At 37.4% G+C, this 15,178-nt stretch carries 13 protein-coding genes; 10 read left to right on the plus strand and 3 right to left on the minus strand.

The window, feature by feature from the left end:
* Nucleotides 1–131 precede the first annotated feature (131 nt).
* The gene (locus ACGLYD_RS01460; RefSeq protein WP_197485368.1) at nt 132–296 is read right to left on the minus strand and encodes a DUF6440 family protein; all 165 of its coding nucleotides are present in this window, start codon (nt 294–296) and stop codon (nt 132–134) included.
* Nucleotides 297–496: 200 nt separating this feature from the next.
* Between ACGLYD_RS01460 and ACGLYD_RS01465 the strand changes: the two genes are divergently transcribed.
* Nucleotides 497–1,030 carry a CoxG family protein gene (locus ACGLYD_RS01465; protein ID WP_399630954.1) on the plus strand — a complete coding sequence of 178 codons (534 nt, stop codon included), beginning with the start codon at nt 497–499 and terminating at the stop codon, nt 1,028–1,030.
* A 66-nt stretch (nt 1,031–1,096) separates the two neighbouring features.
* Here the strand turns inward: ACGLYD_RS01465 and ACGLYD_RS01470 are convergent, their stop codons facing one another.
* Complete coding sequence (locus ACGLYD_RS01470; protein ID WP_187046726.1) at nt 1,097–1,351, minus strand: hypothetical protein; 255 nt, start codon at nt 1,349–1,351, stop codon at nt 1,097–1,099.
* A gap of 623 nt (nt 1,352–1,974) precedes the next feature.
* Here ACGLYD_RS01470 and ACGLYD_RS01475 point away from each other — a divergent pair.
* The 9 genes from ACGLYD_RS01475 to ACGLYD_RS01515 all read left to right on the plus strand — a co-directional run bounded on the left by ACGLYD_RS01475 (nt 1,975) and on the right by ACGLYD_RS01515 (nt 14,402).
* Nucleotides 1,975–3,213, plus strand: coding sequence for a sugar ABC transporter substrate-binding protein (locus ACGLYD_RS01475; protein ID WP_187046727.1), 1,239 nt, complete (start codon nt 1,975–1,977; stop codon nt 3,211–3,213).
* A 77-nt stretch (nt 3,214–3,290) separates the two neighbouring features.
* Nucleotides 3,291–4,235, plus strand: a complete 945-nt coding sequence (locus ACGLYD_RS01480) for a sugar ABC transporter permease (RefSeq protein WP_354314688.1) — start codon at nt 3,291–3,293, stop codon at nt 4,233–4,235.
* Nucleotides 4,232–5,053: a carbohydrate ABC transporter permease gene (locus tag ACGLYD_RS01485; RefSeq protein ID WP_187046729.1), complete on the plus strand. Its 822-nt coding sequence runs from the start codon at nt 4,232–4,234 to the stop codon at nt 5,051–5,053. The genes ACGLYD_RS01480 and ACGLYD_RS01485 overlap by 4 nt, the downstream gene beginning before the upstream one ends.
* A 44-nt stretch (nt 5,054–5,097) precedes the next feature.
* A complete protein-coding gene (locus tag ACGLYD_RS01490) occupies nt 5,098–8,154 on the plus strand; it encodes a glycoside hydrolase family 2 TIM barrel-domain containing protein (protein ID WP_399630958.1) in 3,057 nt (1,018 codons plus the stop codon).
* Between the two features lie 244 nt (nt 8,155–8,398).
* Nucleotides 8,399–10,063: an amylo-alpha-1,6-glucosidase gene (locus ACGLYD_RS01495; RefSeq protein ID WP_399630961.1), complete on the plus strand. Its 1,665-nt coding sequence runs from the start codon at nt 8,399–8,401 to the stop codon at nt 10,061–10,063.
* Nucleotides 10,064–10,075: 12 nt separating this feature from the next.
* Nucleotides 10,076–10,957 (plus strand): DMT family transporter, encoded by an 882-nt coding sequence (locus ACGLYD_RS01500; RefSeq protein WP_338653457.1) that lies wholly within the window; start codon nt 10,076–10,078, stop codon nt 10,955–10,957.
* 114 nt (nt 10,958–11,071) lie between these two features.
* The gene (locus ACGLYD_RS01505; protein WP_187046733.1) at nt 11,072–12,070 is read left to right on the plus strand and encodes a LacI family DNA-binding transcriptional regulator; all 999 of its coding nucleotides are present in this window, start codon (nt 11,072–11,074) and stop codon (nt 12,068–12,070) included.
* 807 nt (nt 12,071–12,877) lie between these two features.
* On the plus strand, nt 12,878–13,006 hold the full coding sequence (locus ACGLYD_RS01510; RefSeq protein WP_342537645.1) for a hypothetical protein: 129 nt from the start codon (nt 12,878–12,880) through the stop codon (nt 13,004–13,006).
* Nucleotides 13,007–13,436: 430 nt separating this feature from the next.
* On the plus strand, nt 13,437–14,402 hold the full coding sequence (locus ACGLYD_RS01515) for an aromatic acid exporter family protein (protein ID WP_338653453.1): 966 nt from the start codon (nt 13,437–13,439) through the stop codon (nt 14,400–14,402).
* A 350-nt stretch (nt 14,403–14,752) separates the two neighbouring features.
* Here ACGLYD_RS01515 and ACGLYD_RS01520 read toward each other — a convergent pair whose 3' ends face one another.
* On the minus strand, nt 14,753–15,118 hold the full coding sequence (locus tag ACGLYD_RS01520) for an SLAP domain-containing protein (RefSeq protein WP_187046735.1): 366 nt from the start codon (nt 15,116–15,118) through the stop codon (nt 14,753–14,755).
* Between the last annotated feature and the right edge of the window lie 60 nt (nt 15,119–15,178).

Genomic DNA, 15,178 nt, shown 5'->3' on the forward strand with positions numbered 1-15,178 from the left:
TTCTAAATTATTTTAGCGCTAGTACTCGGAATTTCTAGCTTCTAACTGATGCTAAATGCGACGAGTGAAACCATCTATAATTTGCGTTAATGTAGCCAAGAGAAGAATCCAAAGGAACTTTTATTTAGATATTAATCAATCACTATTTTCCCATCTTTATCTAGTAAAGGAGTCATTCCACTCAATCCCAAACCACTTGTCATGAGATAATTTACACCTGTTTCAGTATCCACTACAATTTTAATAAGGCCTCCGCTTAGATGTTCTTTTAATTTTACTTTAAATCTTTTTTTCATTTTTACATACCCCTTCCAATATTTATCATTTTACATGAAGTTATTAATAGGTACCATTTTGTACCCCGCAGATGTAGGTATCATTTAAAAAATTATATATAATGTCCATCTTGGGCTCACCTAAAAAGGAAACCTTCAATTTTAAGGTTTCCTTACTCATTATTTAACTTATTAAACTTCTTTTTGTAAGTGGATTAAATGTGGATCGATACAGTAAAAATGCTATTATGTTAGTAGTAGATTCACATTATAAATACATAAAGAAGGAAGTTGTGAAACGTATGGCAATTGCATCGCATTCTGTAATCATTCCAGCACCTGTAGAGAACGTATGGGAATACGTTAGTCAAATCGAAAACTGGGCAGTAATGGTTCCTGCCTATAAGGAGCATGAACAAATTGATGAACAAAAGTCGGTTTGGACATTCGAAGGGAATATTAAAGGATTTAAAAAAGCTGTAAAAATGGAGTTAAACATAACTGAATTTCATGAGCCAACGATGATTCGGTTCGAGTTAAAAGGGTTAACGGACAACTTTACAGGCAGTGGCCAGTTTACTGCTGATGAAACGGCTGGGCAAACAACGATGACAGGGACAGTTGAAGTAAATGCAGGCGGCTTAACAGGCGCTGTGTTGACACCTGTTATTAAAATGGTGTTGCCGAAAGTGACAACACGCTTAACGGAGAAAATTGCACGCCAAGTTAAACAGGAAAAGTTGTCGGTTCGGTAAAGAAGGTTTTACTTATTGAGGTGACAGGCAATCATGCAATCGTGAAAGTTTGAACAAACATGTTTGTTAGAGTGCCCGTACTTTTATATAAAAGAGGTATTGTAGGAGAAGTTGAAGTGTGTGGTGCGCAGGAACTACCACAATTCGAAGGGCGTGAATTGTGTGGAAACCAGGCATCAAACTACCGTAATCAAGCACATTATTCCAGCCACTCATTTTCACTTTAATCCAGTGAAATAGCTGAAGTAATGTGCCTATTCTTTTGCGACCTGTTAAATCAAGTACGGCGATTCCACTAATAGTGCTACGATCTTTCTCCATAAGCCAAACAATTGCGTCGGCAGTATTATGGCTGAAGCTCCACCAGATCCTTCACAATTCCGGCATTTTTTTTACAACTTTGGGGTAACTGAGATTTTATTTGGCGGTCCTATTGGTATTGGCACGATATTGATAGCACTGTTTTTGGAGCAAATGATTCATTACACCTTACCGAAATGCAGAAGATTTTTGCTGAAAATCATTGATGAACAAGAAATAAAAGTTTTGCTTTAGTATTTCTTCTAAGCACGGGCTACTCTGCCGTGCTTTTTTTTGTTGCCTTTCAAAGGTTTATTGTGTGTAAAGAACGGGTGGACTAGCTATTTTAGTAAAACTGAATATCGATGGACATTTTGAAACGCTGAGTGTCACTCTTTTTCTGTTGATTAAGTAGAAAAACCCATACTTTAAATGAGATGGTTGATTTTCGGGAGGGATTTTAACGCTAGTGATCATACATAAAAAAACAGTATCTATTATACGGATACTGTTTCTTTATGAAATAATGGACACTTTAACCTGTCCTTAGAATCGTTGATTTTACTAAAAATGATGAAAAAATAGTTTACTTTTAGTAAAACACAGAATATAATGAAAGTGTTCAAAAAAAAGGGGGGTATATTATGAAGTTTATAAAGTTTAAATCTGTTTTCTTTTTACTTATTGCAGTTATGTTGCTTTTAGTGGGGTGTAGTTCATCAGCTGGCGAAAAAAGCGGTACCACGAAAGATGGTAAAGTTAAACTCCGTTTCGCCACTTGGGACGTTGGCGATGACGTTACCCTGCAGCAAGATATGATTGACAAATTCAATGAGTCACAAGACGATATCAAAGTTGTTTTAGAGTCTTATGGAAGTGAATATGATACAAAAATCACAGCTGGTATGGGGGCAAATGATGCTCCAGACATTATGTATATGTGGAACTACCCGCAATATAAGGATGCGTTAGAACCACTCGACTCCTATCTTGAAAAAGAAGGTGCTGAGTACAAAGACAATTTCTATGAAACACTGTGGAACTATAATTCAGCAAATGGAGAAATTCTGGGATTACCAGTTGGTTATACGACACATGTTGTTTACTACAACAAAGCATTATTTGATGAAGCGGGTGTCGAATATCCAAAATCGGGTTGGTCTTGGGAGGATCTTCAAGACACAGCTAAGAAAGTAGCAAACAAGGATTCAAAAGTAAGCGGTTTCGCGTTCTCAGGAAAACCGGATCCATACGATTTCGAAATGTTCCTATGGAGCAATGGGACATCTTATGTGGATAAAGAAGGGAATTTGAAAGGTAACTTAAACTCAGAGAAATCAGTAGAAGTATTTGAGATGTTCCAGAACATGGCGAAAGATGGCTATGCTATTACGACAGAAGGCTCTGGAACAACAGAAATGAAATCTGGTAAAGTTGCAATGTTCGTCTACGGGGCATGGGGATTAACGCCGTTAAAAGAAGCGGGCATTGACTACGGTGTCGTAGAATTACCAGCATTTAAAAGTGGGAAAAGCGTCAGTATCTTAAGTTCTTCTGGTATCTCAATCTCTAAAAACTCAAAACATAAAGATGAAGCATTCGAATTTATCAAATTCTGGACAAATGAAGATGCGAATAAGGAAAGAATTGGTTTTGAACTACCTGTTTTGAAATCAGTCGTAGAAAGTGAACAACTTGAACAAGATGAAGTGAAAAGTGTGTTCTATTCTATGCTTGAACAGAGTGATGGCTATACGCCAGCATCTTTCATCGTTGAAGACTGGAGTAAAGTATCCGAGAATTTGCAATATACGTTTGAATCGATGTTAAATCCAAGTACATTAATGAACCCGAAAGAGGCATTAAATAGTGCTGTAGAGTAAAAATATTAATCTTTAATGCGGTAAAGCACTTTTTAAGTGCTTTACCCTATTTTCTAATCTGATGATGGGGGCATTTTATGCGAAATATAACAACGAAGAAAACGAAAAGCTATCAGTTAGTAAATAGAAAAGTGCCCTATTTATTTATTTTACCGTGGATCATTGGTTTTTTGGTATTCACCCTGGGACCACTGATTCTCTCATTAATTATGAGCTTTTATAATTGGCCAATTACAAGTGAACCAACATTTGTGGGGATCGATAACTACAAAACAATGTTCACTGCAGATCCGCAGTTTTATAAATCTATAATTATTACCCTTAAATTTGCTGCAATATTTGTACCCTTAAACTTAGCTATTGCATTAATTTTAGCACTTCTCATTACTCAACCATTAAAAGGAATGAAATTTTTCCGTACGATTTTCTACTTACCTGCGGTTGTTTCAGGTGTTGCCATTTCGATTATTTGGGGTTGGATTTTTAACTCAGAGTACGGAATTTTAAATTACTTACTATCGTTTCTTGGCATTGAAGGTCCAAGATGGCTTGTAGATCCGAAGTGGGCACTTCTCACAATTGTCATTGCGAGTGCTTGGGGCGTCGGAATTATGATGCTAATCTTTTATACCAATATAAAAGGGATCCCAGCTGAATTATATGAGGCGGCAGCGATTGACGGTGCTGGTCCGTTCCGTCAGTTTTTCAGTATTACGATTCCTAGTATTACGCCGACCATTCTGTTTAACGTCATTACATCAGTCATCGGAGCACTGCAGCAGCTGACCTTGGTCTTACTGTTAACTGGTGGTGGCCCCTTAAAGTCCACCTATTTCTATGGTTTGTACGTGTATAACAACGCTTTCAAACACCATCAACTGGGATATGCAAGTGCAAACGCATGGTTCATGTTCATCGTGATATTAGTCTTAACAATGTTAATCTTTAAGACATCATCTGCATGGGTGTTCTACGAAAATGAAGTGAAAAAAGAAGGGAAGAAAGGGAGGAGAAAAAAATGAAAATATCAAAAGGATATAAAATCATCATGTACAGCCTTCTAGGACTATTTTCACTTTACTTCGTATTACCATTTGTGTGGGTAATCCTTTCTGCATTAAAAACAGAAACCGAAGTGTTTAGCTATCCTCCAAAGATTTTTCCAGAAGTACTTCAGTGGAAAAACTTTGTTGATGCTTGGACTAGTCAACCATTCGGCGTCTATTTAAAGAACTCCGTCATCGTTACAGTGATGACAACGATAGGTCAGCTACTATCCTGTTCATTAATTGCCTATGGATTTGCTAGATTTGATTTTAAATTTAAAAACACTCTTTTCGTCTTGATGCTTGCGACAATGATGATTCCTTGGGACGTCACAATGATTCCGTTATATATGGAATTCAAAATGTTTGGTTGGATTAACACATTAAAGCCATTGATTGTCCCATCATTTTTTGGATCGGCATACTATATCTTTTTGTTAAGACAATTCCTTATGAGTATACCGAAGGATCTTGAAAATGCAGCAAGAATCGATGGTGCAAATGAATTCCAAATCTTCTATAAAATATTCATACCTGTTATGAAAGCTCCACTGATCTTAATCGCGGTGCTCAATATGTTATCAGTATGGAATGACTACCTGGGTCCATTAATCTATCTTCAAGATCAATCGAAATATACATTAGCACTAGGATTAGCAGCATTTAAAGGAGTTCATGATCTTCAAATTCTACCAATTATGTCGATTACTTTAGTCATGATCGTTCCACCAGTTGTGATATTCCTATTTGCGCAGAAGTACATTGTTGAAGGAATTAGTGGTTCTGTTAAGTAAGAAATACTGAAATACCAATATAGTATTATATGGGGGAAGATAATATGCGTCGCGAAATGAAGAGATGGGAAGATATCAGGATAATGGGTATCAATAGACTTCCCGCTCATGCTGATTTTTATAGATATGAATCGAAAGAAAATGCACAAACATTTACGAAGGAAAATAGTATAGGCTATACATTACTAGATGGCGTATGGAAGTTCTTATTTTTAAATGCACCTGAGCTTTCACCGAAAGGCTTTGAAAAAGAGGACTTTAGCATCGATAGTTTAGACGATATGGAAGTTCCTTCAAGTTGGCAAATCAAGGGCTATGGCAACATGCATTACACAGATGTTTTATATCCGTTTGCTATCAATCCACCGTTTGTACCACAGGAAAATCCAACGGGCATCTATTTTAGAGATCTTGTTGTTTCTGACTTAGCAGATGATGAAGCACTTATTTTAAAATTCAATGGCGTGGATTCTGCATTTGATTTATATGTCAATGGACAGCATGCTGGTTTTAGTAAAGTTTCAAGATTACCGTCTGAATTCGATATCACAGAATTCGTGAAAGTTGGCAGTAATCGTCTCACTGTTAGAGTCTACCAATTTTCTGATGGAACTTATATAGAAGACCAGGATATGTGGTGGCTGTCTGGTATTTTTAGAAGTGTTGAACTGTTTAAAATCAACAAAGAGACACTTTGGGATGTCCATGTTGAAACACTTCCCGATGAAAACTATGAGAATTTCACATTAAAAATAGGCGGAGCATTTTTAACAGACCAGGTAAAAGATGTAGTAGCTACGCTTTACCATCATGACAAACAAGTTGACCAGTTTGACATGGAAGTCGTTGACAGGAAATTCGAAGTAAGTAAAGTTCAGGAAAAACCGCTTCTATGGAATGCAGAGGAACCAAACCTCTATACACTTCACCTCGAGTATAACTTGTTAGGTGAAAAGGAGGTTGTGCCACTGCGCATAGGGTTCCGTGCCATTGAGGTGAATGACAATGAAATCCGTGTCAACGGAAAACGCGTTTTCTTTAATGGTGTGAATCGCCACGACGCACATGCGAAGACTGGTAGAACAGTCAACTACGAGGATATGCTTCAGGATATTAAAATGATGAAACAGTTCAATATCAATGCTGTTCGTACAGCGCATTATCCAAATAATGATGTATTCTATGATTTGTGTGATGAATATGGTCTTTACGTCATTGACGAAGCAGATCTTGAATGTCATGGTTTTGAAAATACCGGAAATTACAATTGGATTTCTGACAACGAACTATGGGAAAAGCAATATGTAGATCGAGCAGTACGTATGGTACAAAGAGACCGTAACCATCCAAGTATCATCATGTGGTCACTCGGAAATGAATCAGGTGCTGGAAGAAACTTTACGGCTATGTACAATGCCATCAAGACGATTGATTCTACTAGATTAGTTCATTATGAGGGAGACAGAAATGCTGCATACAGTGATGTGTACACAACGATGTACACTCGCTTAAACAAACTCGAAGAAATCGGTAAGGATTCAGAAGGCAAGAAGCCTCATATTTTATGTGAATATGGACATGCAATGGGGACTGGCCCTGGAGGCTTAACGGAATATCAACAACTGATGAGAAAATATCCTAGATTGCAAGGTGGCTTCATCTGGGAATGGTGTGACCATGGAATTGAAACGACAAACGACAAAGGTGAAATCGTTTATTTATATGGCGGAGATTACGGCGACTTCCCGACAAACACCAACTTCTGTATTGATGGGCTTGTGTTCCCGGATAGAACGCCGTCACCAGGACTTTGGGAATATAAAAAAGTAATTGAACCAATTGTCACGGAGGAAGTAAACCTAGCTGAAGGTGAAATTCGTATTAACAATCTATACGATTTTAGAAACTTAAGCGGAGTAACCCTGCGTATTGAAGTAAAATCAATTGGTACACTGATTGAATCACATGACATGCAGTTACCAAGTATCGGAGCACATGAATCGTTGGCTATTACGCTTCCAGTAGATATAGTAAAAGCTGCCCAGCATGACGATGTTCGGATCTACTTAAGCTATCTGGAGACTGAAGATACTCTCTATGCGGGTAAAAATCATGAGATTACAAAAGAAAGCTTCTTATTAGCATCTACAAAAATTGAAAAAGAAGTGCGGTCTATCACTTCATCAGGATCTGACTTTGTTATTAAGGATGAAGGTGCTCTACTGAAAGTTGAAAACGACCAGTTCGAGGCTGTTTTCTCAACTGTGTATGGCACACTAGAATCGTTCAAATCTGAAGGGGAAGAAATTATTAACAAAGGACCTGAAGTAACCCTTTGGAGAGCGATTATCGACAATGATATGTACAAAAAGGATGACTGGGTCAATAAGTACTTCCTTAAAAATACCAAAGAACAATTAGCAGAAGTGACGTACGAAGTGACAGCAGATTTCACGGATGTCAAAATCACGAAGTTCTTATCTACTGTCAATCAAGCATGGGGCTTCCATCTGACATATCACTATCGTCTGACGAAAGATGGTGCCTTGAATATTGATTTGCAAGGTGAAAAAGTATTACGAGGTCAAGAAATTCCAGAAATGCTGCCACGCATCGGCGTAACGATGCATTTGAACGAGGATTACAACAAAGTTAGCTGGTATGGTCGCGGTGATTCTGAATCGTACCAGGATACAAAACGCAGCCAACCAATTGGTTTATATAATAAAACCATTCAAGACATGCATACCGATTATATATACCCGCAGGAAAATGGTTCACGGTGTGATAGTTCTTTCTTAGCTGTAGCAAACGATAAGCAAGCATACTTGATTAATTTTAAAGAAACTTATGATTTTACAATACATGATTACGAAACAAGTGCGCTTGAAGAGGCCAAACACCGCGGTAATATTAAGAAGTCACCATTTACAGTGCTGACTATTGATTACAAGCAAAGTGGTGTGGGAAGTAATAGTTGCGGTGAGGAGCAGTTACCTCCATACAGAACAGTGATTGAGGACTTCAATCTTCAATTTGAACTTAGAAAAATAGACAAGAGCAGCCTAGTGGAAGAGAGTAAATTTTTCGCGGTTCAGTAAGAAGTATGCAGGGGAAACCCTGCTTCTTATTTCGATCAATTACGCCTCGGTGAAACTGCGTCCAGATTTTTTCGAGCTAGAGGACTACAGGAGGTTGGTCATGCAGTCGTTGCGACAGGACGTCGCGCACTTAGACTGCCTTCTTAAGCTCCTCTGAAAATCTGTGACATCCGGCTTCCATCCCGCCACTTATAGAAGTGGTGGACTTCTGCTGATTCAAGTTAAACAAAAGGAGCGAAATTCCATGAAATTAAATATTAAAGAAATCCCTTTTTCTCGATTTGGTTCTTACTTTTGTGTATCAAAGGAATTGGATACAAACGAAGTTTATATACGTGATGTTCATGGCGGAGATGATGCGCCATCAAAATTATTTAAATTGGATTTGTTACAGGATGGAGTTGAACAAGAATTTGACATCGCCGCTACAGAAACGTGCTTGCGCTTTTTTCTAGTAAAAGATACAGAGAAATATGCAGAAATCAATATTCCGGAAGAAGATGAACTTCATATTGAGTCAAATGGGGTTGAAGTTCGTTTACAAGCTAGTAAAGTGAAGTACGATACCCTTCACGAATATAAGGATGGCATGTATGAATATCATATCTATCCGAAGGAATTAAAGCTGATGATTAGCAAGCTTTCAGGCGAGATGTCTGTTGACGCACCGTGGAATGTGATTGGCAATGATTATATTGACATTCGTATAAGTAATGGCCACTTCGTCATCGAAAGCTATCGCACTGTGTTTAAACCGAAAGAGTATGCAAGCTTTCAAGCAGGAAAAGAAAAGGTTGAGCATCTCTATCAGGAGTGGGTAGAAAATAATACCGAGAAAAATGAAGTATACCAAGCTTCAATTGATCGTGCGGCGTATATTACTTGGTCAAGCATCGTTCACCCGGATGGACTATTAAAAAATTATGCCATGTATATGTCAAAACTTTGGATGTATAACATCTGGTCTTGGGACAATTGCTTTAACGCATTACATATAGGTGCGAAGTATCCGGAGCTATCCTATTCTCAGCTGAAGATCTTTATGGACGCGCAGGACGAATCAGGCGTATATCCAGACTTTGTGAATGATAAGTTTGTGTCTTATAACTGTATTAAACCACCGGTCTTCGCATACGCTTATGAAAAATTAATGGAAGTGAATGACTACTTTAAGGAAGAAAGTCGTCTAAGAGAAGTGTATGAATCTACTAAAAAAGTAATGCTTTACTTCGATTTATACCGAACGTACGAAGGGAGACTTCCACATTATAAGCATGGTAATGACTCGGGTTGGGATAATTCCTCCTTGTTCCATAGTGGAATGCCGGTAGAGGCACCAGATCTCACTAGTTTTTTAATTAGAACGTATGATATTTTAACGAAATTTGCTGGTCTTCTTGGCGAAGAGGAAGAAGCAAAGCAATTTACTGGAAAAGCAGACACACTTTTCTCCTTATTAATGGAGCGCCTTCATGATGAAGATGGCTTCTTTGGTCGTGTTGGTAAGGATGCTAAGAAAATTGACACACGCTCCAGTCTAATTTTACGTTTACCGGTTTTAATCGGATATCGCTTAGAAAAACAAATCATGGACCAACTTGTAGATGACCTTGTGGAAAACTTTGAAACGAAATATGGATTTGCAACGGAAATGCCATCAAGTCCATTATATAAGGAAAATGGTTATTGGCTTGGACCGATTTGGGCCCCTGTTACTTATCTTTTTATTGATTCATTAAAGAGTTTTGGCTACGGTGAGGTTGGAGAAAGAATTAAAGAAAAATATCTAAATCTCACGCTTGTTGGCGGTATGGCAGAAAACTTTGATCCGCATAGCGGAAAAGGGCTCGTCGATACTTCCTTTACGTGGACATCAAGTGTGTTCCTATCGTTAATCGAAAGTAAGTAGGTGGAGGATACAATGCGGAAATATATTGGAGAACTAGGGCTTGCGGTTGTCGCCATTATTTGGGGAAGTGGGTTTGTTGCAAGTGCAGTGTCACTCGAGCACTTTACACCATATCAAATACTTGCAATCCGTTTCCTTATTGGTATTATTTTGTTAAGTCTTGTCTTTTTTAAGAAACTAAAGAATATTAAAAAGAGTACAATTATAAAAGGTTCCATCATTGGAATCTTTTTATACTTGGCATTTGCTCTACAAACGGTTGGATTGGTATATACGACGCCTTCGAAAAATGCTTTTTTAACCGCTGTCAATGTAGTCATTGTACCATTTATTGCGTTTTTCATTTTTAAACGAAAAATGGACAAGTTTGAGTTGTTTGGTGCATTACTTGCGATCATTGGCATCGGTGTGTTATCACTACAGCTTTCGGGTGGCATTAATTTTGGGGATGTACTTACATTATTATGTGCAGTAGCGTTTGCGTTCCATATTTTTTACACAGCGCAGTTTGTAAAGAACGAAGACCCCGTACTATTAACAGTGGTTCAAATGGCAGCTGCAACAGTGTTAGGATTTATTGTAGTCCTTTTCAAAGGAGAAACGAATTTTGTAGCAAATTTTGAAGGAGTATCGGCTGTTTTATATTTGGGTGTATTCTCCACCACGATTGCTTTTTTACTGCAAACAGTCGCTCAAAAGTTCACAAGCGAAACAAAGGCGGCAATCATTTTATCGACAGAGGCATTCTGGGGGATGGTTTTCTCCGTCATTATTTTAAGCGAGGTTTTAACCGCCAAAATGGCTATCGGAGCGATACTAATCCTTGTAGCCATTATTATTTCGGAAACAAAGCTGAAATTCCTCAAAAAAAATTACCGTAAAGAAGCAGTGTAGCAAAAGTATTTACGAAGAACGGCTTTTGCGAACCAAAGCAAAGTGTTGAAAGTAAGTTGGCGTAAGTTGGAATTAATTTATATATAGAAGTAAAAAACAAAGTAGGTATAAAAAATGGCGACGATTAAAGATATAGCATACTTAGCGCAGGTTTCTATGGCAACGGTTTCTCGAGTGTTAAATTATGATGAAACACTTAATGTGACCCCAGAGACAAGAAGACGAGTTTTCGAAGCAGCAGAGGAATTAAACTATGTTAACACCTCAAAACAGAAAAAGGCGAAAAAGAAAGGGAACATTGGGCTCTACTATTCGTATTCGCTTGAAGAGGAATTGGTTGATACGTATTATCTTTCGATTCGGGTAGCACTAGAAAAAAAGCTTAAGAGTATGGGAATGGACTATTTTAAAATCACCAAAGATGACACTAAAAGAAGTCTTCCGAAATTAGACGGAATCATCTGTCTGGGGACTTTTAAAAAAGTAGATATTGAATTGATAAAAAGCTTTGATAAACCGTCTGTGTTTGTAGATGCAAACCCCGATGAAGATTGTTTTGACGCAGTAGTGATTAATTTTAATTCGGCAACGAAAAATGCGCTCAACTATTTAGTAGATTTAGGTCATAAAAATATTGGTTTTATCGGTGGCATAGAGACTGATATGTTTGGTAATCGATTCAAGGACTTACGGCAGGACGTCTTTGAAGCCTATTTAAAGGAAAAAGGAATTTACAAAGAGGAATTCGTTAAAATTGGAGGCTACAATCCAAAAGATGGCTACCAGATTTTAAAGGAAATGCTTAGTCAAAATGAAAAACCAACAGCTTTATTTGTTGCAAATGATTCAATTGCAATCGGGTGCTACAAAGCGGCCTATGAACTGGGTGTTAAAATCCCAGAGGATCTCAGTATCGTTGGTTTCAATGATGTTTCATCTGCGCAATACATGGTTCCACCGCTTACCACAGTTAAGCTGTACACAGAAATTATGGGAGAATCCGCAGTCGACTTGCTGCTAGAGCGGATCGCAACGAAACGGGAAATATGTAAGAAAATAACGATTCACACGAAGCTGATTGAAAGAGACAGTGCAACGAAAGTGAAGAAATAATCCAGAGAATCACGAGACATAAGTTTCGTGATTTTTTATTGTATTTTTTAAAAAATTTAGTAATGGTGTCATCAAACAATTAATGAAATGGACAAAGGTGGATTTGTACATTCACTTACTCTTTTTTTAGTAGTAGAACAGCGCATGACAAAACAATAGAATCTGGAAGACCGTGGAAATGTGAGAAAGACTATGAGGAGTGAAGATTCATGGCATTTTTTATATTGATGTTGAAGGAGTTTGAGGACGAAGATAGGGTAGTATATCTATATGGAACAAATGAGAATTCGATGGGACAAATTGAATATGATAAAAAAAATAGGGTTATAAATCAGTTTTGTCCAATAAATTCATAGGAGTTTGCTGATGATTTCTTCTTTAAGCGGTCAGGAAGACGTATTTCAAGAATGATTATTAAAGAGAATGAGAACCTTGTTGATTGAATCACTATAGAATCTTGAGAATTGCTAATGATTTTGTGATTTTTTTTTCGAATTTATTTTGCAAGAAATATAGTATAGCATTTGAACCTTGATTGGCTATATGCCTTTCAAGGTTTTTTAATAATCATTTGATTTATATTTACACACGAAAACTCAAGAATAATCTAACGAATAGTCAACAGGTCAAGAAACTGAAAAAGACAATGAAGAAAACAGTGCTGGAAGCCAAAGGGATCAATGGAAAAGAAACTGCCTCTGACAAGGCAAATCAATGGGCTGCCTTGTCGTCAAAAAATACACTTAAGACGGATTTGGCGCAACATACAGTAGCTATGGCAGGCCTTCCTGTGATGACGGGTGGTGAATGGTCATCCCTACAACGATGCTTGGCACGCTGTTAGCTGGTGAAGATCGGATTGAGTTTAGCTATATATTTGTGGATGGACCGAATCTGCTTTATGAACTAGGTGTTTTATCATTTTCTTACACGTAAATTTATGGAAGACTGATTGCCACCGTGAATGGAGACCTTAATACCAATGAAGAACAAGTAAACGGGTTCATACCGAGAGCAAGGAGCAAAGTGCAGAAGAAGTCGCTCAACTAATTTTGAAAATACCCTAAGCTCGGACATTCTCGATAAAGACATCTACATCGAGACGACAGAAGGTGCGAATATCCTTCTTAATGCGTCAGATAGATATCACGATTCATTAGCAACGTGTTAAACTATAGGCAGATGAATTTCGAGGTATAGTCCAAAAAATATTCTTAGAATACACTATAAATGGATTGATATTCATCAAAGCTGATGCCATCCTGTTATGGTGTCTATGCTTGTACATATATGTGAATTAACGCGTATATTTGTAAAACAGGAAACCTGCAAGGATTTACAGAGAAAATAATAGGATGGTGCTTCCATGATTGGTATGGGCTATCGGACGATAAAGACTGCTGTAGGAGCAGGGCTGGCCATTTGGATTGCGAGTTTATTGGATTTGGAATTTGCAACATTTGCAGGAATTATTGTTATTATGTGTATCGAGAAAACGAAGAAAAAGACATTAATTACAATGAAGGATAAATTCTTGGCCTCTCTTTTATCTTTGATTCTTGGTGCTTTGTTTTTTGAAGTATTAGGTTATAATCCTATTGTTTTTTCCTTATTTATTTTATTATTTGTTCCAATCCTTGTAAGAGCTCACATCCAGGCTGGTTTTGTCACAAGTATGGTTGTCGTATTACATGTTTATACGGTAAAGGATGCTACCTGGGTTCTGTTTCTGAATGAGGTCTATATTATTTTCATCGGTATGGGAATTGCTCTTCTCGTCAATAGTTTCATGCCAAATTTCAAGCGAGATATTGAAAACTTTAAGAAGGAGATTGAACAAAAGTTTGAAATTATTCTCTTTGAATTCTCTGCCCATTTAAGGGATAGTATGCGGAAGTGGGATGGGAAAGAGATTCTTGAGGTAGAAGATTTGATTAATCAATCTAAAAGCATTGCCATTCAAGATGTAGAAAATCGTCTGCTGCGAAAACAAAATATAGATTATTATTATCTGGAAATGCGAGAGGATCAACTGGAACTTCTAAAACATATGATGAAAATCGTTGCTATTTTCTCTTCATTCAGCCTAGACGTTAAACAGAAAGAAATGTTTGCAGAGTTCTTGGAGAACTTAAGTCGAAACGTTCATTCGGGAGATACAACGGACATTTCATTAAATGAGTTAGAGGAATTAAATGCCTTAATTCGCGAGATGGAGTTGCCGAAGACAAGAGAAGAATTTGAAATACGGGCGAATCTATTTTATTTGATTTTTGAAATGAAAAACTACTTAAACATAAAGAAAAAACTTTTTGCAAAAAGAATTCGATAGTGGAAAGTGCCTGTGAGAGGATATTCATCACGATTTCATAAAATAAACGGCGGATATCGATTATATAACGCTCTGTCGATATCCTCTGGATTTTTAATTGCAAGTAAGTGTTGTTGCCATACATTCATGAGGTATTGGTTCGCCCCCCGCGCCGTCTGCATAGTTTGTTTCATTGATTTTCAATTAACGTCAAAACCCTTGATTCAGCAAGGCTTTTGACGTTTTTTATATCATACAATTTCATTGAGTATTTTAAAAATAGTAGCACAAACCATGTCCGTGGTTTGTGCTACTAGTGTAAATTTGTTTAGCTTTTATTTTAAGTGCTGACTAATAGACACCACTTTGTTTTAATTCCAAATCATATATTGCGGGTCTGCATTTGTTTCATTCGTTTCTGAAAATATAAACGTCCATGGCATAGAAGTATTACCGGCAATTTCACAAGGTAAGCTAAACGTAGCATTGGTCCGTTGTATGCCTTGTTCATAATAGGAAATGACTGTATTGTGTAAGCGGAGATTTATGTCCTCAAAATTGTGAATGAGTACGGCAATCAGCTGTTCGCCTTTATGATTGCGAGCGTTCCATAAAAATAACAAATGGACACCGCCTTGTAGTTGTTTTGTTTGTTGTTGGAAATGATGAGTAATTTTTTCGCGATCAGCAGGGGCAATTGTTTTGTCCCATGCAGGTTCAAAATAGAGCTTTTGCATCGTCATCGCCTCCAGTTACTCTTCCAATGTATTTAGTTAGTATTATTTGGGACGCGGAAC

This window comes from Sporosarcina sp. SG10008 (genome assembly GCF_044569405.1).
Classification (GTDB): domain Bacteria; phylum Bacillota; class Bacilli; order Bacillales_A; family Planococcaceae; genus Sporosarcina; species Sporosarcina psychrophila.

Excerpts from the sequence above, each read along its gene's own strand:
- ACGLYD_RS01460 (WP_197485368.1), bottom strand. The coding sequence starts at position 296 with ATGAAAAAAAGATTTAAAGTAAAATTAAAAGAACATCTAAGCGGAGGC.
- ACGLYD_RS01470 (WP_187046726.1), bottom strand. The coding sequence starts at position 1,351 with ATGGAGAAAGATCGTAGCACTATTAGTGGAATCGCCGTACTTGATTTA.
- ACGLYD_RS01475 (WP_187046727.1), top strand. The coding sequence starts at position 1,975 with ATGAAGTTTATAAAGTTTAAATCTGTTTTCTTTTTACTTATTGCAGTT.
- ACGLYD_RS01480 (WP_354314688.1), top strand. The coding sequence starts at position 3,291 with ATGCGAAATATAACAACGAAGAAAACGAAAAGCTATCAGTTAGTAAAT.
- ACGLYD_RS01485 (WP_187046729.1), top strand. The coding sequence starts at position 4,232 with ATGAAAATATCAAAAGGATATAAAATCATCATGTACAGCCTTCTAGGA.
- ACGLYD_RS01490 (WP_399630958.1), top strand. The coding sequence starts at position 5,098 with ATGCGTCGCGAAATGAAGAGATGGGAAGATATCAGGATAATGGGTATC.
- ACGLYD_RS01495 (WP_399630961.1), top strand. The coding sequence starts at position 8,399 with ATGAAATTAAATATTAAAGAAATCCCTTTTTCTCGATTTGGTTCTTAC.
- ACGLYD_RS01500 (WP_338653457.1), top strand. The coding sequence starts at position 10,076 with ATGCGGAAATATATTGGAGAACTAGGGCTTGCGGTTGTCGCCATTATT.
- ACGLYD_RS01505 (WP_187046733.1), top strand. The coding sequence starts at position 11,072 with ATGGCGACGATTAAAGATATAGCATACTTAGCGCAGGTTTCTATGGCA.
- ACGLYD_RS01510 (WP_342537645.1), top strand. The coding sequence starts at position 12,878 with ATGGTCATCCCTACAACGATGCTTGGCACGCTGTTAGCTGGTGAAGAT.
- ACGLYD_RS01515 (WP_338653453.1), top strand. The coding sequence starts at position 13,437 with ATGATTGGTATGGGCTATCGGACGATAAAGACTGCTGTAGGAGCAGGG.
- ACGLYD_RS01520 (WP_187046735.1), bottom strand. The coding sequence starts at position 15,118 with ATGCAAAAGCTCTATTTTGAACCTGCATGGGACAAAACAATTGCCCCT.